We start from the raw sequence: 24,295 nt of genomic DNA on the forward strand, positions 1-24,295 counted from the left end.
GGCGGGCTTCTTTTTAGCGCTGTCGAACGAGCCGATAGAAGCGGCCGCAGAGAAGCAAGGCGGCGGCTCCAAGGCCGGTGACGAAGCCGAACCAGACGCCTGGGCCGCCATAGCCGAGCGGGAAGGCGAAGATCCAGGCGCAGGCAAAGCCGATCGGCCAATAGGCGACGAGCGCCAGCATCATCGGGATCTTGGTATCCTTCAAGCCGCGTAAAAGCCCCGCCCCCACCGCCTGCAGGCCGTCAGCCATCTGGAACACGCCCGCAATGACGATGAGCGAGATCGCGTAGTCCAGCACAGCCTGCGCATCCGCCCGCCGCGTGTCTAGAAACAGCCCGCCCAATTCGCGCGGCAGCAGTGCAAAAAGCGTGCTGCCGCAGATCGAGAAGCAGAGGCTGACTGCCAGGACCGCAATCGCCGCCCGCCTGACACCCACCATATCGTCCCGCCCATAGGCAAGCCCCACCCGCACGGTCGCAACCTGCGCGAGGCCGAGCGGGATCATGAAGGCGATTGAGGCCAATTGCAGGGCAATTCCGTGAGCGGCAAGCTCGCGTGTGCCGATCGTGCCGATCAGAAGGGACGCGGCGGCAAACAGGCTGGTTTCCGCAAGGATGGTGAAGCTGATCGGCAAGCCCAGCGCCAGGTTCTCGCGGATCGCGCCCCAGTCGGCGCGCCAGAACCGGACGAAGAGCTCGAAGGCCTTAGTCTCCATCTGGCTGCCGATATAGATGATCATCGCGACACAGCCAAGTGTGCTGGCGCAGACGGACGCGACCGCGGCGCCCTGCAGACCCCAGGCGGGTAAGCCGAAGTTGCCGAAGATGAGCGCGTAGTTCAGGCCGGCGTTGGCGAAGAACATGCCGATGGTGACATAGAGAATGATGCTGCCGCGCTCGAGCCCGCTGAGGAAGCTTCGAAGAACCATCAGCACCAGTGCCGGAAAGATCCCCCACTGGGCGATGCGCAGGTACCCTCGCGCCAGCGCGGCCACCTCCTGCTCCTGGCCGAGCGCAAGCAGGATCGGCTGCGAAAACCAAAGGATGGGGGCGGTCAAGGCGCCATAGCCGAGGGCCACCCACATCCCCATGCGAACGGCGCGGCGCACGGATGTCACGTCGCCGCGTCCAACGGCGTGAGCCACCATCGGCACGACGGCTGCGGCAAACCCGGTACCGAAGATGAAGACGATGAAGAACATCTGGCTGCCGAGGACCACTGCGGCAAGCTCGGTCGTGCCGAGCCAGCCGACCATGATGACATCGGTGGTGTTGATCGCCATCTGGGCAAGCTGCGCCCCTACGAAGGGAACGCCGAGCCCGATCGTGGAGCGGACATGGCGGCCCCAGCTATTGTTGGCGGCAACGGTATCTATCGCAGCGCTGGACATCGCTCTTCTCCAAATGGAACCGCCGCTCCGAGGGATGGCAAGCGGCGGCATCGGAGCTATAGATCGGCGACGGAGGAGCGGCAAGCTGAGGCCCTGTTCCGGAGCCGCAGAGCCGTTCAATGTTTTTGATACAGCCGACAAAGATGTTGATGGCGCGAGTGAACCTATCCGGCACGAAGGCCGAACGGAGCCGGATCCGCAACGAGCCCATAGATAGAACAACTTAACAGAGACAGCTTCCACTCCGCCTAAATATCGGCGGAGAAAGTATCGCAGCTGTTGATGTCGCCGCTTTCGAAGCCGCGGCGGAACCAGGTCATCCGCTGCTCGGACGTCCCGTGATTGAAGCTTTCAGGCACGACATATCCCTGGCTGCGCCGCTGAAGCGTATCGTCACCGATCTGCTGGGCCGCGTTCAGAGCTTCCTGAAGATCGCCCTGCTCAAGGATCCCCTTCTGGTCGGTGAACTTGCCCCAGACGCCGGCAAAGCAATCGGCCTGCAGTTCCACACGCACCGACATCCTGTTCGCCTCCACCTCGCTCATGCGCTGACGTGCCTCGTTGAAGCGCGGCAGGATACCGAGCAGGTTCTGGACGTGATGGCCGACTTCATGCGCAACCACATAGGCTTGCGCAAAGTCCCCTGAAGCATCGAACTGACGCTGCAGATCATCGAAAAAGGCGGTGTCGAGATAGACCTTGCGATCGCTGGGGCAGTAGAAAGGTCCGCTTGCCGAGGATGCAAAGCCGCAGGCCGAATTCACCTGTCCGGAAAACAGCACCAGCGTCGGCTCCTGATAGTTCTCACCGCTCGCCTGGAAGATACCGTTCCAGGTGTCTTCGGTCTCTGCCAATACCGTGCGTACGAAGGCCGTCATCTCGTCGTTCGGCGGCGCCGAAGTCTGCTGCTGCTCATAGCCCCCGCCACCAGAGCCGATGTCCTCGCCCGAAAGCAGCATCAACGGGTTGATGCCCAGCGCCCAAGAGACGATGAGGATCAGGATGACGCCACCGATCCCGAGGCCACCTCCGGCGCGTCGTACGCCCCCACGTCCGACCGGGATGCGCATGCCGCCGCGACCGAACGGACTGCGCCCCCCGGCACCGCGCCGATCCTCGACGTTGCTCGACTGACGCCGGCCTCTCCACTCCATCTTCTCTCTCCTGCGGATGATCCACGCGGCCTACAACGCAACAACGGGGAAGATGATCCACCTTTCCGGCAACGTCATCAAGTCATACGCAATACGCGCTTGCCGGGGAGGAAAACCGTCAGCATGCCCAATGCCGGTAGGAAGGCGCAGATGGTGTAGACCGTCGAAATACCGTGCCGGTCTGCCAGCACGCCGAGCACTGCTGCGGCTATCCCACCCATCCCGAAGGCAAAGCCAAAAAAGATCCCGGCGATCATCCCGACACGCCCCGGCACCAGTTCCTGCGCCATCACAACGATCGCGGGGAAGGACGACGCGATGATGAAGCCGACCAACGCCGAAAGCGCAATGGTCATCGGAAGATTGGCGAACGGCATGGCCAGTGTGAAGGGAAGCGCTCCGAGCACAGAGAACCAGATGACGACCTTCGAGCCGAACCGGTCGCCTATCGGCCCACCGACGACGGTCCCGAGCGCACTGGCACCAAGGAAGACGAACAGCAGCAACTGCGACTGCTGGACCGAGACGCCGAAGCGCTCGATGACGAAGAAGGTGTAATAGCTGCCGATGCTCGCCATGTAGACGTTCTTCGAGAAAGTCAGGATAACGAGGACAAGGAGCGCAACGGCGACGGTGCGGCGCGGCAGCGAATGGACGTGGACCTTTTTCATCTTGCCGAGGTTTGCGGCCATGTGCGCCTTGTACCAACCTGCCACGCGGCCGAGCACGATGATCCCCAGGATGGCGGCCAGGCAGAACCAGGCGACGCTCCCCTGTCCCTTTGGCACAATGATGAAGGCGGCAAGCAAAGGCCCGATAGCGGTGCCGACATTGCCGCCAACCTGGAAGACCGACTGCGCCAGACCGTACTTTCCGCCGGAGGCCAGACGGGCGACGCGCGACGACTCCGGGTGGAAGATGGCAGAGCCGACGCCGACGAGCGAAGCCGCGAGAACCAGCATGTTGTAGTCATGCGCGGTCGACAGCAGCACCAGGCCGATCAATGTCGAGGTCATGCCCACGGGCAAGGAATACGGGAAAGGCTTCTTGTCCGTGACGATCCCCACGACCGGCTGCAGCAGGGACGCGGTGCACTGGAAGGCGAGCGTCAGCAAGCCGATCTGCCAGAAGTCGAGATTGTAGTCTCTCTTCAGCATTGGATAGATCGCCGCGATCATCGACTGCATGATGTCGTTCAGCATGTGGCTGAAGCTCACTGCGAGGATTATCGGCAGGACTGTAACTTCCACCGGGACCGCGGGTTTGATCACTGCATCGGCCATCGCACTCTCCGCACCGCGCCTGCTTTCTACGTCAGAACGCGGCATACGCCTGACTAACGGGCGCGTCCATGCCATTAGCGCGTCTTCCGGTACGCAGAGGGTTCCCTCAGCTGAGGTAACTGGAGGTCCCTGCGAACCCGTCTTTTTCCTGTCGATTTGAGGAATTATGGGGTTTCGCTCCGCACGACAAACGCCTATAAGCCGCGTCTAGCCTCAAAAGACCATGCTCATGCGCCCGGCCGGTGAACCTTCCACCTTGGCCGGTTTTTCGCGCCACAAGAAACGGAAAGAAGCTATGCCCAAGCGCCAAGATATCAAATCGATCCTCATCATCGGCGCGGGTCCGATCGTCATCGGCCAGGCATGCGAATTCGACTATTCCGGCACCCAGGCCTGCAAGGCGCTGCGCGAGGAAGGCTACCGGGTGATCCTGGTCAACTCTAACCCGGCAACGATCATGACCGACCCGGGTCTCGCCGATGCGACCTATGTCGAGCCGATCACACCCGAAGTCGTCGCCAAGATCATCGCCAAGGAACGTCCGGACGCGCTGCTTCCGACCATGGGCGGCCAGACAGCCCTCAACACAGCCCTTTCCCTGAAGCGCATGGGCGTGCTCGACCGCTACAAGGTGGAGATGATTGGCGCAAAGCCGGAGGCGATAGACAAGGCCGAAGACCGTGCCCTCTTCCGTGAGGCGATGGCGAAGATCGGGCTCGAAACGCCGAAGTCGATGCTGGCCAACGCTACCGAAATCAAGGAGCAGGACCGCAACGCCCATGAGGCGGAGCGGGTCAAGCTGCGCTCCAGCCTGTCCGGCGATGCACTCGACAAGGCGCTCGACGAACTAGAAAATCAGTGGAACCTCGGTGAGACCGACCGCAAGCAGCGCTACATGGCGCATGCGATGGCAGTTGCCGCTCAGGCGCTCGATCATGTCGGCCTGCCAGCGATTATCCGCCCCTCCTTTACGCTTGGCGGTACCGGCGGCGGCATCGCCTATAACCGGTCGGAGTTCTTCGAGATCATCTCCGGCGGCCTCGATGCCTCCCCCACCACCGAAGTGCTGATTGAAGAATCGGTGCTTGGATGGAAGGAATTCGAGATGGAGGTGATCCGCGACAAGGCGGACAACTGCATCATCATCTGCTCGATCGAAAACATCGACCCAATGGGCGTCCATACGGGCGATTCCATCACTGTCGCGCCGGCGCTGACGCTGACCGACAAGGAATACCAGATCATGCGCAACGCCTCGATCGCGGTTCTGCGCGAGATCGGCGTCGAGACCGGCGGCTCAAACGTGCAGTTCGCCGTCAACCCGAGGGACGGCCGCCTCGTCGTCATCGAGATGAACCCGCGTGTCTCGCGCTCCTCCGCGCTCGCCTCCAAGGCCACCGGCTTTCCGATCGCAAAGGTCGCCGCCAAGCTTGCCGTCGGGTACACGTTGGACGAGCTGGAAAACGACATCACCGGCGGTGCGACTCCCGCTTCCTTCGAGCCGTCGATCGACTACGTCGTCACCAAGATCCCGCGCTTTGCCTTCGAAAAGTTCCCCGGTGCGGAGCCGACGCTGACCACCGCCATGAAGTCGGTTGGCGAAGTCATGGCGATCGGTCGCACCTTCGCCGAGTCGCTGCAGAAGGCGCTGCGCGGTCTGGAGACCGGCCTCACGGGCCTCGACGAGATCGAGATCCCGGGCCTCGAGGATGGTGAGAACGCCAATAATGCCATCCGCGCCGCGATCGGCACGCCGACGCCGGACCGTCTGCGCATGGTCGTGCAGGCCTTGCGCATGGGGATGTCAGAAGCCGACGTCCACGAAGGCTGCAAGATCGATCCCTGGTTCATCAGCCAGTTCAAGGCGATCGCCGACATGGAAGCGCGTGTACGCGAGCATGGCCTGCCGACTGATGCGGAAAACCTACGCATGCTGAAGGCCATGGGCTTCTCGGATGCCCGCCTTGCCAGCCTTTCCGGCAAGCGTCCGAAGGAAGTTGCCGGACTCCGTAACGGTCTGAACGTGCGCCCGGTCTTCAAGCGCATCGACACCTGCGCCGCCGAGTTCGCCTCGCCGACCGCCTATATGTACTCCACCTACGAAACGCCTTTCGTCGGTTCGCTCCATTCCGAAGCCCAGGTCTCCGACCGCAAGAAGGTGGTCATCCTCGGCGGCGGTCCAAACCGCATTGGCCAGGGCATCGAGTTCGACTACTGCTGCTGCCATGCCGCTTTCGCTTTGAAGGATGCCGGGTTCGAAGCGATCATGATCAACTGCAACCCGGAAACGGTCTCGACCGACTACGATACCTCCGATCGTCTGTATTTCGAGCCGCTGACGGCGGAAGACGTGATCGAAATCCTGCGTGCCGAGCAGGAGAAGGGCGAGGTCGTCGGCGTTATCGTCCAGTTCGGCGGCCAGACGCCGCTGAAGCTCGCAGAAGCGCTGGAAAAGAACGGCATCCCGATCCTCGGCACGGCACCGGACGCGATCGACCTCGCGGAAGACCGCGACCGCTTCCAGAAGCTCCTGATGAAGCTCGATCTCATGCAGCCGAACAACGGTATCGCCTATTCGGTCGAGCAAGCGCGCCTCGTGGCGGCCGAGATCGGTTTCCCGCTGGTCGTGCGCCCGTCCTACGTTCTGGGTGGCCGCGCCATGCAGATCATCCACTCTGAGTCCATGCTGCAGACCTACCTGCTCGACACGGTACCCGGCCTCGTTCCGGAAGACATCAAGCAGCGCTACCCGAACGACAAGACGGGCCAGATCAACACCCTGCTCGGCAAGAATCCGCTGCTTTTCGACAGCTACCTGACCAACGCCGTGGAAGTGGATGTCGATGCGCTGTGTGACGGCGAGAGCGTCTTCGTCTCCGGCATCATGGAGCATATCGAGGAAGCCGGCATCCACTCGGGCGATAGCGCCTGCTCGCTGCCGGTCCGTTCGCTGTCGAAGGAGACGGTGGACGAGCTGGAGCGCCAGACAACGGCGCTTGCCAAGGCGCTCAATGTCGGCGGCCTGATGAACGTCCAGTACGCCATCAAGGACGGCACGATCTACGTTCTGGAGGTCAACCCGCGGGCGTCGCGCACCGTGCCTTTCGTCGCCAAGACCATTGGGGCGCCGATCGCCAAGATCGCCGCCCGCATCATGGTCGGTGAAAAGCTGGACGCAGCGATCGGCGCCTATGGCGAGAAGCCCGACCCGCGCAACCTGAAGCACATCGCCGTCAAGGAAGCCGTCTTCCCGTTCGCCCGCTTCCCCGGCGTCGACATCCTGCTCGGGCCGGAAATGCGCTCCACGGGTGAGGTCATCGGACTAGACACCGATTTCGCACTCGCCTTCGCCAAGAGCCAGCTCGGCGCCGGCGTCGAACTGCCGCGTGAAGGCACGGTGTTCGTTTCGGTTCGCGACGAGGACAAGAGCCGGGTCCTGCCGGCCATCCGCATCTTGACGGAGATCGGCTTCAAGGTCTTGGCGACCGGCGGCACCTGCCGCTTCCTTGCCGAGAAGGGTATCACCGCCACCAAGATCAACAAGGTCCTGGAAGGCCGTCCGCATATCGAGGACGCGATCCGCAACCGGCAGGTCCAGCTCGTCATCAACACGACGGACGGCAACAAGGCGATCTCAGACTCCAAGTCGCTACGCCGGGCCACGCTGATGCAGAAGGTGCCCTACTACACCACCATGGCCGGTGCCGAAGCAGCTGCCTTGGCGATCCGGGCCCTGAAGGCCGGCAACCTCGAGGTTCGCCCGCTGCAGAGCTACTTCTAAGGGTCCTAAGTCGCGAGACCGGTCAGCTGCTGTTGACCGGATTCTTTTTCTGCTTTATTTAGCTAAAAAGTTAATTAACTAAATAGCTAACCATGACTGATCAGCTTTCGCAGACATTCGCTGCCCTCGCCGACCCCACCCGCCGCGCCATCCTTGCGCGGCTGGCGAAGGGAGAGGCAACGGTGAACGAACTTGCCCAGCCCTTCCACATGAGCCTACCCGCCGTCTCCAAACATCTGAAGGTTCTGGAGAAGGCGAAGCTGATCTCGCGTGGCCGCACCGCCCAATGGCGACCCTGCAGGCTGGAGCCTGAAGCCCTGAAGACCATCGACGGCTGGCTCGGCGACTACCGCTCGCTCTGGGAGCACCGCCTCGACCGGCTCGAGGATTACCTCGCGACACTGAAGACGGAAGAGGAGGAAGAGCAAAAATGAGCGAGAAGATGGAAATCCTCAACGACCGCCTGTTCGAGGTCGGCCCGTCCACCCTCTTCGGCGCCTTCGCCGATCCGGAGAAGCTGACGCAATGGTGGGGTCCGCATGGCTTCGCCAACAGGATCGACCGGTTTGACTTTCGCCCTGGCGGTGACTGGCACATTACCATGACCGCGTCCGACGGCACCGACTTCGACAACCGCTCGACCTTCCAGGAGATCGTCCCTTCCGAGCGGATCGTCTTCCTGCACCACCTCCCCATGCACGTCTATACGATGGAGATGCGGTTCGTGGCCGAAGGGGGCGGCACCCGCCTTCACTGGCGCATGCTCTTCGAACCAACCGCAGAGAACCTGCAACTCAAGAAGTTCATTGCCGCCGCCAATGAGCAGAATTTCGACCGCCTTGAAGCCCTCCTCCAACAGCTGAACGAAGGACGCTGACATGATGACAGGACAAGACAGTAACCGGATCATCTCAGTTAACCGCCTCATCTCGGCGCCTCCGGAGCTCGTCTTCAAGATGCTGACCGCGGCCCGGCACCTGGACAAATGGTGGGGGCCGGACGGTTTCGTCACCGAGACGCATGGGATGGACTTCTCCGTCGGCGGGCTCTGGCGCTACACGATGCACGGCCCCGACAAGGACTGGCCGAACTGGATCCGCTACAAGGAAATTAGCCCGCCCAACCGGATTGCCTACGATCATGGCGCCGAAGTTGGCGAACCGGCCTGGTTCGAAGGCGCCATCACGCTTGAGGCTGAAGGCGATGCCACCCGGATCACCATCACCCTCACCTTCGCGACCGCAGAAGCGCGCGAGGCAACGGTGAAGCACGGTGCAGTCGAGGGCGGCAAGCAGACACTGGCGCGGCTCGATGCCTATGTCACGGCCCCGCTGACGCAGGCCTGACGGTCGGCCTTTTGCGCGGCTCAAATTGGCTCTTGTCAAGTGCCACAACTTGAGGAACTCTCCGCCCGATCTCCGGGAGAACAATCATGGCGGCGATCGTGCAAGTGCCTGGACCTGCAGGCAGGCGGGAATGGGTCGGCCTGTCCGTCCTGTCGATTGCCTGTCTGATTTATTCCATGGATCTATCGGTGCTATTTCTCGCTGTGCCGGCGATCGTAGCGGATCTCGATCCGTCGGCCGCGCAACTCCTGTGGATCAACGATATCTACGGCTTCATGGTTGCAGGCTTCCTGATGACCATGGGAACGCTTGGAGACCGCATCGGCCGCCGCCGAGTGCTGCTCATCGGAGCCTTTGCATTCGGCGTCGCCTCGGCCTTCGCCGCGTTCTCGCAGACAGCCGGTCAACTGATACTGTCCAGGGCCCTATTGGGCATCGCCGGAGCAACAATTGCCCCCTCCACTCTCTCCCTGATCGTCAATCTCTTCCGCGACGAAGCCGAGCGGAACAGGGCGATTGGCATCTGGGGCACAGCCTTCGCGCTGGGCGGCCTTGTTGGCCCATTGATTGGCGGACTGCTGCTGCAGTACTTCCACTGGGGCGCAGTCTTCCTGATCAACATCCCCGTCATGATGGTGCTTCTCGCCGTCGCACCCTTCCTCTTGCCGGAATACAAGAGCGACGACAGCGGTCGCCTCGATCTCGTGAGCGTGGTGCTCTCCCTCGCCACGGTTCTGCCGGTCATCTACGGCATCAAGCACATGGCCGCCGACGGGTTCCAAGTGATCCAGTTACTCTACATCGCCGTGGGTCTTGCCGTTGGCACCGCCTTTATCCGGCGCCAGAAGCGGCTTTCCGACCCGTTGATCGATCTCGCCCTGTTCAAGAACCCGGCCTTCAACGCTTCGCTGCTGGTCAACCTCGCCGGTATCTTCTTTGTCTTCGGCGTCTTCCTCTTCCAGAACCTCTTCCTGCAACTCGTGCTTGGGCTCACGCCCCTGAAGGCCGCGCTCTGGTCGGCGCCATCCGCTCTCGTCTTCACAATCATGTCCTTGCAGGCCCACCGCTTCACCAACCACTTCGGTCCGATCAGGACAGTGCTCGGAGGACTGGTGGTCAATGCCGTCGGCACAGCAGCCATGGCGGTGGCCGCCTATTCGGAAAGCCTGGTCGGCATCCTCGGCTCCAGCATGATCATCGGCCTCGGCTTCGTTCCCGTCATCCTCACGACGACCGGCCTCATCGTCGGAACCGCTCCGCCGGAACGGGCAGGCTCGGCCTCGGCGATCTCCGAGACAAGCGCCGAATTCGGTGGCGCCCTGGGTGTCGCGCTCCTCGGCAGCCTGGCCGCGCTCATCTATCGAACCACAATGAGCGGCACCGATTTGAGAGGCCTCAGCCCGGAGCAGGCGGAAGCGGTGTCAGCGACACTCGCCGGTGCGGTGGAGACGGCCCAGGGGCTACCGTTCACCGCTTCGGCAGTGTGGCTGCCGGCTGCGAAGAGCGGGTTTGCACTAGGCTTCGCAATCTGCTGCATCGTCGCGACGTTGACGCTGCTTCTTCTCGCCGCGATCGCCCGCCGCGTCTATGCTGCGGCTCACATCGACGAGAGCAAGTTGGCATCCCACTGAACCAGACGCGGTTCAACCGGTTCATGCAAAGCCTGCGGCAAGCCTGTGGACCGACTCCAAATCCTCGCGAAACCGCATCAGTTCTTTTGCCTTTAGTTCGGGATCCGGGATGCGCAGCAGGTAGGAGGGATGGACGGTTACGAAGAGGATCTGCCCATCCTCCATGGTCAGTGGTTTGCTTCGCACATCCGCGAGCTTCTGCTTTTCGTCCGTCAACGCGAAGAAGGCTGTCGCTCCCATGGCGATGATCAGCTTCGGCTTGACGTAGTCGAGCTCCTGCTTCAGCCACCAGCGACATTGCTGGATTTCGCCATGGTTCGGCTTCTGGTGGATGCGACGCTTGCCGCGGGCCTCGTACTTGAAGTGCTTGACTGCATTGGTGACGTAGAGCGAGCGGCGATCCATTCCGACCTCGCGCAGCACATCATTGAAGACCTGTCCTGCCGGGCCGACGAACGGCTTGCCGGCAAGATCCTCCTGGTCGCCGGGCTGCTCCCCGACCACCATCACCCTAGCCTGCTCCGGCCCCTGCCCGAAGACTGTCTGCGTCGCCATGCAGTGAAGCGTGCAGCGGGTGCAGTGTCGCGCCTCCTGCCTCACAGCCTCGAGTGTTCCCGCAGGAGCAGTATCCACAGGTGGCGCATTTGCTGCCGCCTCCTGCAGCCGATGGTGGAATGGAAGCGGTTCGCTTGCCGCCCTAGCCGCCATCTCCAGCACGCTTCGCTCGGCATTGGCGATCAGACCGGGAATGAGCTCCGCCTCCGGCAAATTCTTCCAGTACTTCTTCGGCATCTCGGCCGTCATCGCCTTAACCTTCAAGCGCGCCGGATTGAATATGGAGGCGTAATAGGTCCGCCACAGATCATCCGTCTTGTCTTTAAGGTCCGGCTTCTCCGCCGGCTCCGTGCTCGTGAGCAAAGTCTCGCCATCCCAGGAGGCAGATCCCTGGGGCGTCGCGATCAACCAGTCCATGTCGTTGAACCGGCGTTGGAAGAACGGAGCCACGCGCTCAACGATGAAATGGTCGGGCTCGAACCACGCGATGAACCTGCGGCGCCCCGCCGTATCCGTCGGCAGCGGCGATTCCTTGAAGCGCACAAACGCCGTCATCTTGTGATAGTCGCGCCCGACCGATTTCGCCATCTGCCGTGCCTCGACCACATCGGCATCGGCGGCCATGGCAAGGGTGTTCCGGTCGCGCGCAAGGCGAACCAGCAGCCGGTAGAGCAGCGAGAACCGCCGCGGATCGCTATGGCAGACGACCGCGCCTGCCAGCTTGAGGAAATCGGGCGGCACTGAAACGGCTTTGCGCTGCGCACCTGGGCGCGGCAGATTTTTCGGCACATCAGCAAAGAGTCCGCCTGCCGCGTCCGGCGTCTGCCACACAACCTCACCCGGCTCCACGCCGGCCTGGAGAAGCATGCGCGCGGCATCTCGCCACTCGCAAAGATCACCCCTGCCCTCCAGCGTGACCGTGTACATCACAGCAACGACAGCTGTTCCGGCTTCGGCTCGAACATTGCGCGCAGATCGGGTCGGTCGACGAGACGGTGCGGCGTCCAGCCCTCCGCCGTGATGAAGGGCTGCACCTTCTTCAGGGACACACCAATCCGCTTCAGGTCGCCCAGCCGCAGCCGCGAGAACCGCCGCGCGGAAAGGATTCCCTTCACCGTCTTCGTGCCCAGCCCCGGCACCCGCAGCAGCATTTCCCGGTCGGCCCGGTTGACATCCACCGGAAACCGATCGCGATGTCCGAGCGCCCAGGCAAGCTTCGGGTCGAGATCCAAGTCGAGCATACCGTCTGCCCGCGCCGAGGTGATTTCTCCGATATCGAAACCATAGAAGCGGTAGAGCCAATCCGCCTGGTAGAGCCGGTGTTCCCGCATCAGCGGCGGCTTGATCAGCGGCAGGTTCTTCGAGGAATCTGGAATAGGACTGAAGGCGGAATAGTAGACGCGTTTCAAGCCATAGCTGCCGTAGAGCCGGGCGCTCGTGCCGAGAATGGTCGCATCGTTGGCGCCGTCCGCCCCGACGATCATCTGCGTGCTCTGGCCGGCGGGCGCAAACCGCCGCCTCCGCTTTGTTTGTAGCGTCGCCTCGCTCATCTCCTCGATCTTTAGGCGAAGCGCTCCCATGGAGCGGCGAATGCCCTCCGGATGCTTTTCCGGCGCATAACGGGTGATGCCGGCATCAGTCGGCAGCTCGATGTTGAGCGACAGCCGGTCTGCATAAAGACCAGCTTCCTCAATCAGATGCGGAGAGGCCTCAGGAATGGATTTGAGGTGAATATAGCCCCGAAAGTTGTGGGTGGTTCTCAGCTCGCGCGCAATTCGTACCATCTCCTCCATCGTGTGGTCGGAGGAGCGGATGATACCCGAGGAGAGGAACAGGCCTTCGATATAATTGCGGCGATAGAACTCCAGCGTCAGCCAGATCACCTCTTCCACCGAAAACCGCGCCCGCTCGACATTGCTGGAGGAGCGATTGATGCAATAGGCGCAGTCATAGATGCAGAAGTTTGTCAGCAGGATCTTGAGAAGCGAGATACACCGCCCGTCCGGAGCATAGGCATGGCAGATGCCGGATCCCTCCGTCGACCCAAGCCCGCCTGACTTTTCCGACGAGCGACGAACGGTTCCACTTGAGGCGCAGGAGGCATCATACTTCGCTGCATCGGAGAGAATGGCCAGTCGGTCTTTGAGGCTTTTCTTCATTAGACGTTCACTAAATGTTCTTAGTGTCGTCGTCAAGCCATCCTTCGGCTAAGGAGACTGCCTCTTGAAACCACGCGCCACCGCTCCATCTCGAAAACGCTGGAAAAGACGAGCATGGATCTGCTATAGTTCCAGAAAATTTGAGGTATGGATGGTTCCGAAGTTTTACTCCGGAGCCTGTTTCTTTTTGTGGTCGCGGCTAGCGCGGCCGCAACGTGAAGGACAAGAATATGGTCGATAAGGTACCAATGACGCAGAACGGCTTTACCCAGCTGCAGGAGGAGCTGCGCTGGCGCCAGCAGGAGGAGCGTCCCCGCATCATCGAGGCGATCGCCGAGGCGCGCGCCCATGGCGACCTTTCAGAAAATGCCGAATACCACGCGGCCAAGGAAGCGCAGAGCCATAACGAGGGCCGCATTACTGAGCTCGAGGATCTGATCGCGCGCGCCGAAGTCATCGACCTGTCTAAAATGTCGGGCGACAAGATCAAGTTCGGCGCAACCGTCAAGCTCGTCGACGAAGACACTGAGGAAGAAAAGACCTACCAGATCGTCGGCGACCAAGAAGCCGACGTGAAAGCGGGCCGCATCTCCGTCTCTTCGCCCATCGCCCGCGCGATGATCGGCAAGGAGGTCGGCGATTCAATTGAGGTGAACGCGCCCGGTGGCTCCAAGGGCTACGAGATTCTCTCCGTTTCCTGGGGCTGATCGGCCCTTTGGCTTCCCTTCGCCACATCACCGTCATTGCGCCACACTTTAAGCGGCGGCTTTCCGGCGTGACCTCGACCGTGGTCCAGCTTGTGCCGGAACAGCAGCGGCTGGGGCTTGGGATCGTCACGCTCGGACCCGGTCTGCCGGATCACCTGCCGAAGATGCGCTGGAGCGACCTGCCATCCCTCTGGCGCCGGCCGGACGGCTACCGGTGGAGGGTTTGGCATGCGCGCCGGAACAACGAGATGCTCTTTGGCCTTCTGCTGAAGACCGTTTTGCGCATGCCGCTGAAGCTGCTCTTTACCTCCGCGGCCCAGCGCCATCACAGCGGCTACACCAAGTGGCTGCTGCGGCGGATGGACGCCGTGGTGGCAACCAGTGCACGCTCGGGCTCGTTCCTTGAGGTGGCGCACACGGTGATCCGTCACGGGGTGGATCTCTCCGTCTTCCGCCCGCCTCAGAGTCATGAGGATACCATTGCCGCAACCGGCCTGCCGGGCAAGTATCTCATAGGATGCTTTGGTCGGGTGCGACACCAGAAGGGAACCGACCTTTTCGTCAGGGCGATGATCGAATTGCTGCCGCACCACCCAGACTGGACCGCCATCATCTGCGGCCGCGCAACAGCCGAGCACCAGCGCTTCGCCGACGACCTGAAGCAGTCCGTCGAGCAGGCCGGCCTTTCAGACCGTATCCGCTTCCTGGGCGAAGTCGATGACATCAAGCCCTGGTACCGGCGCCTCACCCTCTACGTCGCCCCCTCCCGCAACGAAGGCTTCGGCCTGACCCCGCTCGAAGCAATGGCATCGCAGACTGCGGTGGTGGCCAGCGACACGGGGGCGTATGCGGAGATGATCGTGCCGGGCGAGACGGGTGCAGTGGTGCCGGCGGGGGAGTATGAGTTGCTGAGGGATGCGATCGGGGAGTATCTCGGAGATCCGCACCTGCCAGGCGAGCACGGGCGGAGAGGTCTTGATTTCGTCAGGGCCAATTTTGCTCTTTACGGCGAGGCTGAGGCACTCGTGAGGGTTTACGGTGCCCTAATCAGGAACTACCCCACAGACAAGTAAAGAAAAACTTGCAACCACTCCTCTCTGCTGTCATCGCGTCTCATGGCTTCTTCGAACTCCCCTGACCCCGTCAACGTCATCTGCATGAAATGGGGAACCCTGTACGGCCCCGAGTACGTGAACAACCTGTTCTATGGCGTTCGCCGACACCTGCGCCGTGCCCACCGCTTCGTCTGCTTCACAGACGACGCCGGGGGGCTGGACACACGCATCCAGGTGGAGCCGTTGCCGTACATGCAGATGCGGCAGGGGGAAACCGACCTGCGATGGAGAAAACTGTCTGTTCTCGCGTCCGACCTGGCCGACCTCAGCGGACCCACACTCTTCCTGGACCTTGATCTGGTCGTCATTGATCAACTGGATCCTTTCTTTGACCTCGACGGGAGGTTCTACATCATCCGGGACGACGATCTTTTTCGTGCCAAGCCGCTGAGGAAGCTGAACCACTCCAGAGACCGCTTCTTGTCAATGGTCGGAAATAGCTCCGTCTTTCGCTTTGAGTTCGGACACCACGCAGACCTCCTTGAAGACTACTTGGCTGATCCGGAGAGAGCGGCGCAGGAATTCGAGCATGAACAGCAGTTTCTAAGCGATCGTATCTGCAAGGCCGGAGAGCTTCGGTATTGGCCGGCGGAATGGTGCGTCAGCTTCAAGAACGCATGTGTGCCGCGTTATCTAAAGAGCTTCTTTGCGGATCCGAAGCCGCCGGTGGGCGCGCGGGTCGTCGTCTTCGCGGCCAATCCCAAGATGAGCGAAGTCTTGGCTGGGGGCGGCCAGAAATGGTACCGCCGGATCGGAGATGTTGGATGGCTGCGCCAAGCTTGGACAACATTGTCGTAAAGTGTTGAACGGCAACGGACGCTACAGGGGCACAGAACAGAATGCCTAGAAAAAAGACGCGCTTCGAGAGCTTCTTCTCCTTTACGCGACATCAGCGCCGGTGGGGCGGTCTTAAGCACTCGGATCTGCCTGATGACCTTGAATCTCTGAAGTCTAGGCTGATCCAAACCGACTCCAGAACGCCCGAGTTGGGCCAGATCAAGTCACTCGACAAGCACATGGAGAACCTGCGCATCCAGTTCTCCGGACAACCGGAGCTCCTTTTCCATCATGCGAAACTAATTGTCTTGGTCCGCCGCGAGTTCGCGACGCGACAAAACTATCAACGGTTCAGGGCGCTATGGGAGCAGGAAGGAGCCTTTCTTCGCACGAGATCCGATCTGCGATGGCTTATCTCAGCCGCAGATACATTCGCGGATCACGACGAAGATCCGCTGACCCGGGCGATCGCCATGATGACGTCCCTCTTGGTCAATACCGTCAAAGTCAACGAGACGGACCGCTTCATCCATGGCCGCGAGACCGCAACAGTTCTTGGCGAGCGAATCGAACGGATCAACAACGGCTATCGCGCGCTCTTCGACGGCATCACCTTCATCAACGTCGGCATCGATGACACGCTTCGCAACATGCGGTGGAGGCTAGAGCCCTACTTCCGCCACGGCCCGGCAGGCGAGATCGCCGCAGAGGTATTTGCTCGCCTTCAAGAGCATGATACCGCCTACAGCCGGTTGCGTGCACTTCAACACCGAGAAAGAAACAAATGGTGGGACTGACTGTCCAAGTTCGGCGTCAGATCAAACCTCGACCAGCCCCAGCCGCTTCACCTGCCGGATTGTCAACATTGTCCGTACGGTGTCAACATGCTCATCGGCGGTCAGCACCTCGATGACGAAGTTCTGGAACACGCTGAGGTTCTCGGCGGCGCAGCGTAGCAGGAAGTCGCTGTCGCCGGAGACCATCCAGGCCTCTCTCACGATCGGCCAGTTGGCGACGCGTCCGGCGAAAGACTTAAGGTCCGCGTCTGCCTGACGCTTCAGCCCCACCATGCAAAAGGCAACGAGGTCGAAGCCGAGTTTAGGGCCGTTGAGGAGCGCGTGATAGCCCTCGATGATGCCGGCCTCCTCCAGTTTTCGCACGCGGCGAAGGCAGGGCGGGGCCGAGATGCCAACGCGCTCGGCAAGCTCCACGTTGGTCATGCGGCCGTCCCGCTGCAGCTCGCGCAGGATCTTGATATCTATGGCGTCCAGATCGGCGCGGAACACAGTATTTCCCTTTGAATGGCTTGAAGCCTTTAGGACAAATTGCAGAGAAAGGGAATTGGTCTGCTGCAGGTTTCATCAGGTGAAATGCCCGCTTGGCGAGAAGCATCAAGCCAATGATCGACACCAACGCTCGCCCGCACCCAGTCGGTTCAAACCGGGTAAAGGTTTGCTGAGTCCCCACCAATGGGCGCCTTGCCGTTCGTTCTTGACTTCGTGCCGCTTTCTCCCGAAGAGGTCTGCCGGAAACGACGCAAGCCGGGCAGGCATCGCTTCCCGTGGAAGGAGACATACGTGCGCTTTCTGATTACCGGGAGCTCTGGTTTTATCGGCTTTCACCTTGCCAAGCGGTTGATCGACGACGGTCACCTGGTGGTCGGTATCGACGGGATGACAGACTACTACGACGTAAATCTAAAGCGCCGCCGAACTGCGATACTCAAGACGTCGAACGGATACCGCCATCACGAGTGCATGCTCGAAGACAAGAATGGCTTGGCGGAGGCGGCGCAGGACTGCAACCCGGACGTCATTGTGCATCTCGCTGGCCAGGCTGGCGTCCGCTACAGCTTGGAGCACCCGGAAACCTACATTTCGTCCAACCTTGTCGGCACATTCAATCTGCTAGAGGTTGCCAGGGAATGGAAGCCGAAGCATCTGCTGATCGCCTCTTCCAGTTCGATCTATGGCGCAAATACGGAGATGCCCTTTTCGGAGGCGCACAAGTCTGATCTGCCGCTGACCTTGTACGCCGCCACCAAGAAGGCGATGGAGGAAATATCACACGCCTATGCGCACCTATGGAAACTGCCCACCACGTGTTTTCGCTTCTTCACGGTCTACGGCCCGTGGGGACGGCCGGACATGGCCTTGTTCAAGTTCGTCAGAGCGATCGAGCGCGGCGAGCCGATCGAGGTCTACGGCGAAGGCCGGATGAGGCGAGACTTCACTTATGTGGACGACCTTGTGGAAAGCATTGTTCGCTTGGTCGATGCGGTCCCGGGCGAGCTACCTCTGGAGGCCGAAGGAGTAGCCGACTCTCTATCCCCGGTGGCGCCTTGGCGGGTGGTGAACATCGGCGGGGGGCAGCCCGTCGGTCTGCTTCCCTTCATTGAAACCATCGAAGGCTGTCTGGACAAGCCGGCCCTAAAGCAGATGCTTCCGATGCAAAAGGGAGACGTGGAATCGACGTTCGCTGATCCATCGCTCCTCAAAGCACTCACCGGCTACGCACCCGACACTAGCATACAAGTCGGAGTGCGTAACTTCGTAAAATGGTACCGCACCTACTGCGAGCGGCACCCGAACTAGCGTGCAATGGCGATTACGACGCCCGCGCACGGCAAAAACCAACTGTTCTGTTATTAACGCAGGGCTGGCCTTGATGTAGCGCATGCTTCCCTCTTAAATGCCGCGACAAAAGCGGTGGATGGCGTTTGGTGTTCCTATATGAGGAGCAGATCGCGCCAAGTCGCTTGCTGAAAGGAAAGGCCATGTCTGCCCGTCACACTGAAGTTCTGATCATCGGCTCCGGCCCCGCCGGCTATACGGCCGCCATCTATGCCGCGCGCGCCATGCTGAAGCCGGTTCTGATTGCCGGCATGGAACAGGGTGGCCAGTTGATGATCACCACGGATGTCGAGAATTATCCAGGCTTTGCCGATCCGATCCAGGGTCCTTGGCTGATGGAGCAGATGCTCAACCAGGCGATCCACGTCGGCACCGAAATCGTCAATGATCTTGTGACCGAGGTGGAGCTTTCCCGCCGCCCCTTCACCATCCGCACCGATTCCGGAACAGTGTGGACAGCAGATACGCTGATCATCGCCACAGGCGCCAAGGCAAAGTGGCTGGGGATCGAGAGCGAGCAGCACTTCCAAGGCTTCGGCGTTTCCGCCTGCGCCACCTGCGATGGCTTCTTCTACCGCAACAAGGACGTCATTGTTGTTGGCGGCGGCAATTCGGCCGTGGAAGAGGCCCTCTACCTCTCCAACATCGCCAAGACCGTCACTGTCGTGCACCGGCGCGACAGCTTCCGGTCGGAAAAGATCCTCGCCGAGCGGCTTTTCCAGCGCCCGAACGTCCAGGTGCTGTGGAACACTGAGATTGCCGAAATCACGGGCGAGCCGGCCAAGCCGCCGATGCCGCCGTCCGTCAATGGTGTGCGCCTGCGCGATACCCGCACCGGCACCATCAGCGACAAGACGATTGACGGCGTATTCGTTGCGATCGGCCATGCGCCGGCCACGGAACTCTTCAAGGACACGCTCAAGATGAAGCCGAACGGCTACCTCTGGACGGCACCGGATTCCACGGCGACCAGCATGCCCGGCGTCTTTGCCGCCGGCGACGTGACCGACGACACGTTCCGGCAGGCGATCACCGCAGCGGGCATGGGCTGCATGGCAGCGCTCGAGGCCGAACGCTACCTCGCCGGCATCCAACCCATCGTTCAAGCCGCGGAGTGATCTGAAGCATGGTCGTGCCTCTCGACTGGGACAAGTTGCGCATTTTTCATGCGGCAGCGGAAGCGGGTTCGTTCACCCACGCAGCCGACAAGCTGCATCTGTCCCAGTCGGCCATCAGCCGCCAGGTCAGCGCGCTGGAACAGGATGTCGGTGTCAAGCTCTTTCACCGCCACGCGCGCGGCCTCATCCTGACCGAGCAGGGTGAGCTGCTTTACCGTACGGCGCACGACGTCCTCCTGAAGCTGGAAATGGTGAAGGCGCAGCTGACGGAGACGACCGACAAGCCCTCTGGCAAGCTGCGGGTCACGACCACCGTCGGTCTTGGCCAAGGCTGGCTAACCGACAAGGTACAGGAATTCCTGCAGCTTTATCCCGACATGTCGATCCAGCTGCTGCTCGACAACGAGGAACTCGACGTCAACATGCGCCACGCGGATTGCGCGATCCGCCTGCGCCAGCCGCAGCAGTCAGATCTCATCCAGCGCAAGCTGTTTACCGTGCATATGCATGTCTATGCGGCGCCCTCCTACATCAACCGCTACGGCGAGCCGCAGACGATTGACGACCTCGACAATCACAAGATCATCACCTTCGGCGAACCGGCACCGAATTATCTTCTTGACGTGAACTGGCTCGAAACCGCCGGACGTTCTTCTGACAATCCGCGCATCCCGCACCTGCAGATCAACAGCCAGACCTCGATCAAGCGCGCCTGCCTGCTCGGCATCGGCATCGCCGTACTCCCCGATTACATTGTCGGGCGAGATCCCGGCCTGATCCAGTTGCCGCTGTCCGCCGACATCCCCTCCTTCGACACCTATTTCTGCTATCCGGACGAGATCAAGAACGCGGCCAAGCTCAAGGTCTTCCGCGATTTCGTCGTCTCCAAGGCACGAAACTGGAACTTCTGATTCAGTGAGAGTGTGACGGCCGAACAAGAAAGTCCTGCACGTGCCGCATGGCTCCTCTGCACATTTATGCATTGTTCGCTGCACAAAAAACCGCCATATCGCACACAGCTGATGCACATGGTGGCTTTCCTCCCAGTTCCACCGCAGCAGCTGTTCCCCTCTGGAGGTTTTTTTGACCTTCACACTTATAGGGCCCCGGAGCGATCTGGCGGCCCTTTTTTTTGTCCTCTATTCGAGATCTCGCACTTGCCCCCATTCGGGGGTCGCCCCATATGCCTGTTCGGCTGCAGACCTGCGACTCCCAGTTGCTTCTACAGCTGTTCCCCTCTGGAGGTTTCTGAACCTTCATCCCTCAGGGCCGGCCATCCGGCCCTCTTTTTTTGCTCTCCTCTTAAAATCGCCCGTAAACGATCTACATATCGCCCGCAGACGATGTGAGGATCGTGACGCCGCATGGACAAGTCTGAAATTCTGAAGGCGCTTGCGCACCCGGTTCGGGTCGAGTTCCTGGAGTGGATGCGCGAGCCGGAGAAGCACTTCTCCTCGCAGGCGCACCCGCTCGCCATGGGGATCTGCTCCAATCAGTTCGAGAAACGGTGCGGCCTGTCGCAGTCCACCGTCTCCGCACATCTCGCCACGCTTGAAAAAGCCGGTCTGGTGGCGATCAACCGTGTCGGCCAGTGGTCGTTCTACCGTCGCAACGACGAAACGATCGAAGCCTTCATCCACGAGCTGAAAGATTCGCTCTGACCACCTCCCTCCGCATGCTCTCAAAGAAGCAAGGACTTTCAAATGACCACACTTTTCGATCCGATGACGCTCGGTGACATTGACGTTGCGAACCGCATTGCCATGGCGCCGCTGACACGCAACCGCTCGCCTAAGGCGATCCCAAACGATCTGAATGTCGCCTATTACGAGCAGCGCGCGGGCGCTGGCCTGATCATCACGGAGGGCACGCCGGTGACGCAGCAGGGTCAGGGCTATGCGGATGTTCCAGGCCTCTACTTGCCGCAAGCGGTCGAGGGCTGGAAAAAGGTCACCGCGGCTGTGCACGCCAAGGGTGGCAAGATCGTCACCCAGCTCTGGCATGTGGGGAGGGTTTCGCATACGTCGCTGCAGCCTGATGGCGCAGCTCCGGTCGCGCCATCTGCCGTTCCTGCAGGGGGCAAGACCTACATCATCAATGATGACGGCACCGGCGCCTTCGTTGAGACCTCGGAGCCACGTGCGCTGGAGGCCTCCGAGATCGCAGAGATTGTCGAGGACTTCCGCAGGGGTGCCCGCGCCGCGATCGAGGCTGGCTTCGATGGCGTCGAGATCCATGGCGCCAACGGCTACCTGATCGACCAGTTCCTGAAGACGGGCGCCAACCAACGCACCGATGAATATGGCGGCTCGATCGAGAACCGCACCCGCTTCCTCCTGCAGGTGGTGGATGCCGTGACTGGAGAAATCGGCGCAGGCCGCACAGGCCTCCGCCTCTCGCCGACAACACCGGCGAACGGTATTTCCGACGTGGATCCGCAGGCCCTCTTCAACTGTGTTGCAGAACAGCTGGCGACACGCGATCTTTCCTTCATCCATGTCATCGAAGGCGCGACCGGCGGCGAGCGCGGCTTCCAGTACGACGGCACCACGTTCGACTACGATGCGTTCAAGGCGGCGTTCCGAAATGCAAGCGGCAAGGCCGCCTGGATGGTGAACAACGGCTATGACCGTGAAGCCGCGATGCAGGCCGTAGAGAGCGGACGCGCGGACCTCGTATCCTTCGGCCGCCTCTTCATAGCCAACCCGGACCTGGTCGAGCGCTTGAAGTTGGGAGCGGCACTGAACGAGCCGGACCGCGACACATTCTATGGCGGCGGCGCAAAGGGCTACACCGACTACCCTACCCTCCAGTCCGCAGCCTGATGCAGAGAAGGGCGCCGTTGGCGCCCTTCTCATTCCCGGTTTGCATGCAGACGTAGTCGCGAACCGGCGGATGCTTCCCGGCGAACTCGGCCGACTCTTTGCTGGCTGCGGCCCCAGACACGAGATTTCGCCTACCCGGCCGCTAAAGCCTTTGGCTCGGCTGATCGTCGCCGTCGCTGTCGACCACTTCGGCCTCGGGACGGTCTCCGCCGTCGCTATATTCCGTGTGCCATTTACCGCTGGCGTCCTGCCAGCTGATTTCCTCCGGCTCGCCGCCAACCTGCTGCTCCGCAGCGACGATCCGCGCCGCCTGCAACGCGTCCGAATGGGTGGGGAACGTTTCCGAAAACACATCACCGAGCCGATAGGCCCAGCCGCCGTCGTGTTCGACGATCTTGTAGATAACCTTGGTCATGCGCCCTCCTGTCATTGTCATCCGACGACGCCGGGGTAGCCTCGGCACGGCGGTGATGAAGAAAGCGCAGCCGTACCTCATTGTTCCAGATCAAGCGTAAGCTCTGAAGCAATATGACACTGAACGCGACCTGCAGCAAATCGGCAGGCCGGGCAGAATACGCGGTTGATGCCTGCGGCTGCTGCCATAGATGAGGGAGCAGATATCAGGAGTTGCCAGTGGCGCTGCCATCCCTTTTGAAGCAAGAGAAACTTCTTCCAATCGCCGCCGCAGTCGCCCTGCTCGTCTTCTTCATCGAACACAGCCTGCTCGATATGGGCAGGACAGTCGCTTTGCTCACAGCTGCCGCCCTGATTGCCGTCATCGTGCTCGCGTCGACGCGCGTCGCCCATCATGCGGAAGTTCTGGCCCGCAAGGTCGGCGATCCCTATGGAACGATGATCCTCACCCTCTCAGCCGTGGCCGTCGAGGTGCTGATCCTCGCCATCATGATGCGCAGCACCACCTCTCCGGCGCTGGTGCGAGACACGATCTACGCCGCGGTCATGCTCGACATCAACGGCATCCTTGGGCTTGCAGCTTTGCTCGGCGGCCTGAGGCACGGCGAACAAGCCTATAACGACGACTCCAGCCGGACCTACAGCGTCATGATCCTGACGGCGATGGGCATTTCCATGGTCGTTCCCGAATTCGTTCCGCGCGACCGGTGGCACCTCTATTCGGGCTTCACGATCGCGGCGATGATCGCCCTTTATGCGCTCTTCCTGCGCATGCAGGTGGGCACGCACAGCTACTTCTTCAGCTACAGCTACCCGCGCCGGAAGCAGTCTGCGATGGAGGGAGCCGCCTCCATCGACCCTCAAGCCGAACCGCAGCACGAAGCGGAGGAGGAATCCACCGCCTTCTCGATCGGCGTCATCCTGGTCGGCGTGGTGGTCATCGGGGCGCTCGCGGAATTCATGTCCGCCTTTCTCAACTCGGGTCTGAAGGGAACGGGTGCGCCCCCGACGCTGATGGCGGTTGTGGTCGCCGCGATCTCTGCCGCGCCGGAAATCCTGACTGCCCTGCGTGCGGCACCCGCAACAGGATGCAGGCGGTGGTCAACATCGCCCTGGGGGCTTCCCTGTCCACAGTGATCCTGACGGTGCCGGTCATGGAGGCAATATCGCTCTACACGGGACAGCCGTTCATCATGGCGATGACCTCGGTGCAGACGGTAATGGTGACGATTACGCTGATCGTGGCAGCGATCAACCTGAACGACGGACAGACCAATGCCATCGAGGGAATGACGCACTTCGTGCTGTTCGCCACCTTCGTCATGCTGACGGTGCTAGGGCTCTAGCGGCTTCCACCGCTTCCGACCCAAATAAACTATTGTTGACCGGCCCGTGGGCGGTCCGTCT

21 protein-coding genes and 1 pseudogene are annotated in these 24,295 nt (G+C 61.2%); 15 read left to right on the forward strand and 7 right to left on the reverse strand.

Annotated elements, in window-relative coordinates; genetic code table 11:
- Window positions 1–13: 13 nt before the first annotated feature.
- The 3 genes from MUU54_RS10795 to MUU54_RS10805 all read right to left on the reverse strand — a co-directional run bounded on the left by MUU54_RS10795 (window position 14) and on the right by MUU54_RS10805 (window position 3,827).
- The gene (locus tag MUU54_RS10795) at window positions 14–1,390 is read right to left on the reverse strand and encodes an MATE family efflux transporter (protein WP_247244032.1); all 1,377 of its coding nucleotides are present in this window, start codon (window positions 1,388–1,390) and stop codon (window positions 14–16) included.
- Between the two features lie 248 nt (window positions 1,391–1,638).
- Entirely contained in the window at window positions 1,639–2,544 is a 906-nt protein-coding gene (gene ypfJ / locus MUU54_RS10800) for a KPN_02809 family neutral zinc metallopeptidase (protein WP_247244033.1), read from the reverse strand.
- Between the two features lie 77 nt (window positions 2,545–2,621).
- Window positions 2,622–3,827 (reverse strand): MFS transporter, encoded by a 1,206-nt coding sequence (locus MUU54_RS10805; RefSeq protein WP_247244034.1) that lies wholly within the window; start codon window positions 3,825–3,827, stop codon window positions 2,622–2,624.
- A gap of 295 nt (window positions 3,828–4,122) precedes the next feature.
- On the opposite strand from MUU54_RS10805, the gene carB reads away from it, so the two are divergent.
- The 5 genes from carB to MUU54_RS10830 all read left to right on the forward strand — a co-directional run bounded on the left by carB (window position 4,123) and on the right by MUU54_RS10830 (window position 10,585).
- Window positions 4,123–7,608: a carbamoyl-phosphate synthase large subunit gene (gene carB, locus MUU54_RS10810; RefSeq protein WP_247244035.1), complete on the forward strand. Its 3,486-nt coding sequence runs from the start codon at window positions 4,123–4,125 to the stop codon at window positions 7,606–7,608.
- 92 nt (window positions 7,609–7,700) lie between these two features.
- On the forward strand, window positions 7,701–8,042 hold the full coding sequence (locus MUU54_RS10815; RefSeq protein ID WP_247244036.1) for an ArsR/SmtB family transcription factor: 342 nt from the start codon (window positions 7,701–7,703) through the stop codon (window positions 8,040–8,042).
- On the forward strand, window positions 8,039–8,485 hold the full coding sequence (locus tag MUU54_RS10820; RefSeq protein ID WP_247244037.1) for an SRPBCC domain-containing protein: 447 nt from the start codon (window positions 8,039–8,041) through the stop codon (window positions 8,483–8,485). Before MUU54_RS10815 ends, MUU54_RS10820 begins: the two co-directional genes overlap by 4 nt.
- A gap of 1 nt (window position 8,486) precedes the next feature.
- Window positions 8,487–8,954: an SRPBCC domain-containing protein gene (locus MUU54_RS10825; RefSeq protein WP_247244038.1), complete on the forward strand. Its 468-nt coding sequence runs from the start codon at window positions 8,487–8,489 to the stop codon at window positions 8,952–8,954.
- Between the two features lie 86 nt (window positions 8,955–9,040).
- Window positions 9,041–10,585 carry an MFS transporter gene (locus MUU54_RS10830; protein WP_247244039.1) on the forward strand — a complete coding sequence of 515 codons (1,545 nt, stop codon included), beginning with the start codon at window positions 9,041–9,043 and terminating at the stop codon, window positions 10,583–10,585.
- Window positions 10,586–10,606: 21 nt separating this feature from the next.
- Here the strand turns inward: MUU54_RS10830 and MUU54_RS10835 are convergent, their stop codons facing one another.
- Entirely contained in the window at window positions 10,607–12,067 is a 1,461-nt protein-coding gene (locus tag MUU54_RS10835; protein ID WP_247244241.1) for a UdgX family uracil-DNA binding protein, read from the reverse strand.
- A complete protein-coding gene (locus MUU54_RS10840) occupies window positions 12,067–13,299 on the reverse strand; it encodes a putative DNA modification/repair radical SAM protein (RefSeq protein ID WP_247244040.1) in 1,233 nt (410 codons plus the stop codon). The genes MUU54_RS10835 and MUU54_RS10840 overlap by 1 nt, the downstream gene beginning before the upstream one ends.
- A gap of 230 nt (window positions 13,300–13,529) precedes the next feature.
- Here MUU54_RS10840 and greA point away from each other — a divergent pair, with 230 nt between their 5' ends.
- The 4 genes from greA to MUU54_RS10860 all read left to right on the forward strand — a co-directional run bounded on the left by greA (window position 13,530) and on the right by MUU54_RS10860 (window position 16,695).
- Window positions 13,530–14,006, forward strand: coding sequence for a transcription elongation factor GreA (greA, locus tag MUU54_RS10845; protein WP_247244041.1), 477 nt, complete (start codon window positions 13,530–13,532; stop codon window positions 14,004–14,006).
- 8 nt (window positions 14,007–14,014) lie between these two features.
- Entirely contained in the window at window positions 14,015–15,079 is a 1,065-nt protein-coding gene (locus MUU54_RS10850) for a glycosyltransferase family 4 protein (protein ID WP_247244042.1), read from the forward strand.
- A 42-nt stretch (window positions 15,080–15,121) separates the two neighbouring features.
- Window positions 15,122–15,919, forward strand: coding sequence for a hypothetical protein (locus MUU54_RS10855; RefSeq protein ID WP_247244043.1), 798 nt, complete (start codon window positions 15,122–15,124; stop codon window positions 15,917–15,919).
- 452 nt (window positions 15,920–16,371) lie between these two features.
- Window positions 16,372–16,695: a hypothetical protein gene (locus tag MUU54_RS10860; RefSeq protein ID WP_247244044.1), complete on the forward strand. Its 324-nt coding sequence runs from the start codon at window positions 16,372–16,374 to the stop codon at window positions 16,693–16,695.
- 21 nt (window positions 16,696–16,716) lie between these two features.
- Here the strand turns inward: MUU54_RS10860 and MUU54_RS10865 are convergent, their stop codons facing one another.
- Window positions 16,717–17,184: an Lrp/AsnC family transcriptional regulator gene (locus MUU54_RS10865; RefSeq protein WP_247244045.1), complete on the reverse strand. Its 468-nt coding sequence runs from the start codon at window positions 17,182–17,184 to the stop codon at window positions 16,717–16,719.
- A gap of 291 nt (window positions 17,185–17,475) precedes the next feature.
- Here MUU54_RS10865 and MUU54_RS10870 point away from each other — a divergent pair, with 291 nt between their 5' ends.
- The 5 genes from MUU54_RS10870 (at window position 17,476) to MUU54_RS10890 (ending at window position 22,474) form a co-directional block, all read left to right on the forward strand.
- Window positions 17,476–18,492 (forward strand): NAD-dependent epimerase/dehydratase family protein, encoded by a 1,017-nt coding sequence (locus MUU54_RS10870; RefSeq protein WP_247244046.1) that lies wholly within the window; start codon window positions 17,476–17,478, stop codon window positions 18,490–18,492.
- Between the two features lie 182 nt (window positions 18,493–18,674).
- On the forward strand, window positions 18,675–19,649 hold the full coding sequence (gene trxB, locus MUU54_RS10875) for a thioredoxin-disulfide reductase (protein WP_247244047.1): 975 nt from the start codon (window positions 18,675–18,677) through the stop codon (window positions 19,647–19,649).
- 14 nt (window positions 19,650–19,663) lie between these two features.
- A complete protein-coding gene (locus tag MUU54_RS10880; protein WP_354532158.1) occupies window positions 19,664–20,560 on the forward strand; it encodes a LysR family transcriptional regulator VtlR in 897 nt (298 codons plus the stop codon).
- A gap of 453 nt (window positions 20,561–21,013) precedes the next feature.
- Window positions 21,014–21,310, forward strand: coding sequence for an ArsR/SmtB family transcription factor (locus MUU54_RS10885; protein ID WP_247244049.1), 297 nt, complete (start codon window positions 21,014–21,016; stop codon window positions 21,308–21,310).
- A 42-nt stretch (window positions 21,311–21,352) separates the two neighbouring features.
- Window positions 21,353–22,474 carry an alkene reductase gene (locus MUU54_RS10890; RefSeq protein ID WP_247244050.1) on the forward strand — a complete coding sequence of 374 codons (1,122 nt, stop codon included), beginning with the start codon at window positions 21,353–21,355 and terminating at the stop codon, window positions 22,472–22,474.
- A 142-nt stretch (window positions 22,475–22,616) separates the two neighbouring features.
- Here the strand turns inward: MUU54_RS10890 and MUU54_RS10895 are convergent, their stop codons facing one another.
- On the reverse strand, window positions 22,617–22,889 hold the full coding sequence (locus MUU54_RS10895) for a DUF2188 domain-containing protein (protein ID WP_247244051.1): 273 nt from the start codon (window positions 22,887–22,889) through the stop codon (window positions 22,617–22,619).
- A gap of 224 nt (window positions 22,890–23,113) precedes the next feature.
- Here MUU54_RS10895 and MUU54_RS10900 point away from each other — a divergent pair.
- Window positions 23,114–24,234 (forward strand): annotated as a pseudogene (locus MUU54_RS10900) (calcium:cation antiporter).
- Window positions 24,235–24,295: the final 61 nt, after the last annotated feature.

Origin of the sequence: Pseudorhizobium tarimense (genome assembly GCF_022968135.1) — a bacterium.
GTDB classification, from domain to species: domain Bacteria; phylum Pseudomonadota; class Alphaproteobacteria; order Rhizobiales; family Rhizobiaceae; genus Neorhizobium; species Neorhizobium tarimense.

What these genes read in the sequence shown, in the direction of transcription:
- MUU54_RS10820 (WP_247244037.1), top strand. Translation starts at nt 8,039, where the DNA reads ATGAGCGAGAAGATGGAAATCCTCAACGACCGCCTGTTCGAGGTCGGC.
- MUU54_RS10835 (WP_247244241.1), bottom strand. Translation starts at nt 12,067, where the DNA reads ATGTACACGGTCACGCTGGAGGGCAGGGGTGATCTTTGCGAGTGGCGA.
- MUU54_RS10885 (WP_247244049.1), top strand. Translation starts at nt 21,014, where the DNA reads ATGGACAAGTCTGAAATTCTGAAGGCGCTTGCGCACCCGGTTCGGGTC.
- MUU54_RS10840 (WP_247244040.1), bottom strand. Translation starts at nt 13,299, where the DNA reads ATGAAGAAAAGCCTCAAAGACCGACTGGCCATTCTCTCCGATGCAGCG.
- ypfJ (WP_247244033.1), bottom strand. Translation starts at nt 2,544, where the DNA reads ATGGAGTGGAGAGGCCGGCGTCAGTCGAGCAACGTCGAGGATCGGCGC.
- greA (WP_247244041.1), top strand. Translation starts at nt 13,530, where the DNA reads ATGGTCGATAAGGTACCAATGACGCAGAACGGCTTTACCCAGCTGCAG.
- MUU54_RS10795 (WP_247244032.1), bottom strand. Translation starts at nt 1,390, where the DNA reads ATGTCCAGCGCTGCGATAGATACCGTTGCCGCCAACAATAGCTGGGGC.
- MUU54_RS10895 (WP_247244051.1), bottom strand. Translation starts at nt 22,889, where the DNA reads ATGACCAAGGTTATCTACAAGATCGTCGAACACGACGGCGGCTGGGCC.
- MUU54_RS10815 (WP_247244036.1), top strand. Translation starts at nt 7,701, where the DNA reads ATGACTGATCAGCTTTCGCAGACATTCGCTGCCCTCGCCGACCCCACC.
- MUU54_RS10890 (WP_247244050.1), top strand. Translation starts at nt 21,353, where the DNA reads ATGACCACACTTTTCGATCCGATGACGCTCGGTGACATTGACGTTGCG.
- carB (WP_247244035.1), top strand. Translation starts at nt 4,123, where the DNA reads ATGCCCAAGCGCCAAGATATCAAATCGATCCTCATCATCGGCGCGGGT.
- MUU54_RS10825 (WP_247244038.1), top strand. Translation starts at nt 8,487, where the DNA reads ATGATGACAGGACAAGACAGTAACCGGATCATCTCAGTTAACCGCCTC.
- MUU54_RS10860 (WP_247244044.1), top strand. Translation starts at nt 16,372, where the DNA reads ATGATGACGTCCCTCTTGGTCAATACCGTCAAAGTCAACGAGACGGAC.
- MUU54_RS10805 (WP_247244034.1), bottom strand. Translation starts at nt 3,827, where the DNA reads ATGGCCGATGCAGTGATCAAACCCGCGGTCCCGGTGGAAGTTACAGTC.
- trxB (WP_247244047.1), top strand. Translation starts at nt 18,675, where the DNA reads ATGTCTGCCCGTCACACTGAAGTTCTGATCATCGGCTCCGGCCCCGCC.
- MUU54_RS10830 (WP_247244039.1), top strand. Translation starts at nt 9,041, where the DNA reads ATGGCGGCGATCGTGCAAGTGCCTGGACCTGCAGGCAGGCGGGAATGG.
- MUU54_RS10855 (WP_247244043.1), top strand. Translation starts at nt 15,122, where the DNA reads ATGGCTTCTTCGAACTCCCCTGACCCCGTCAACGTCATCTGCATGAAA.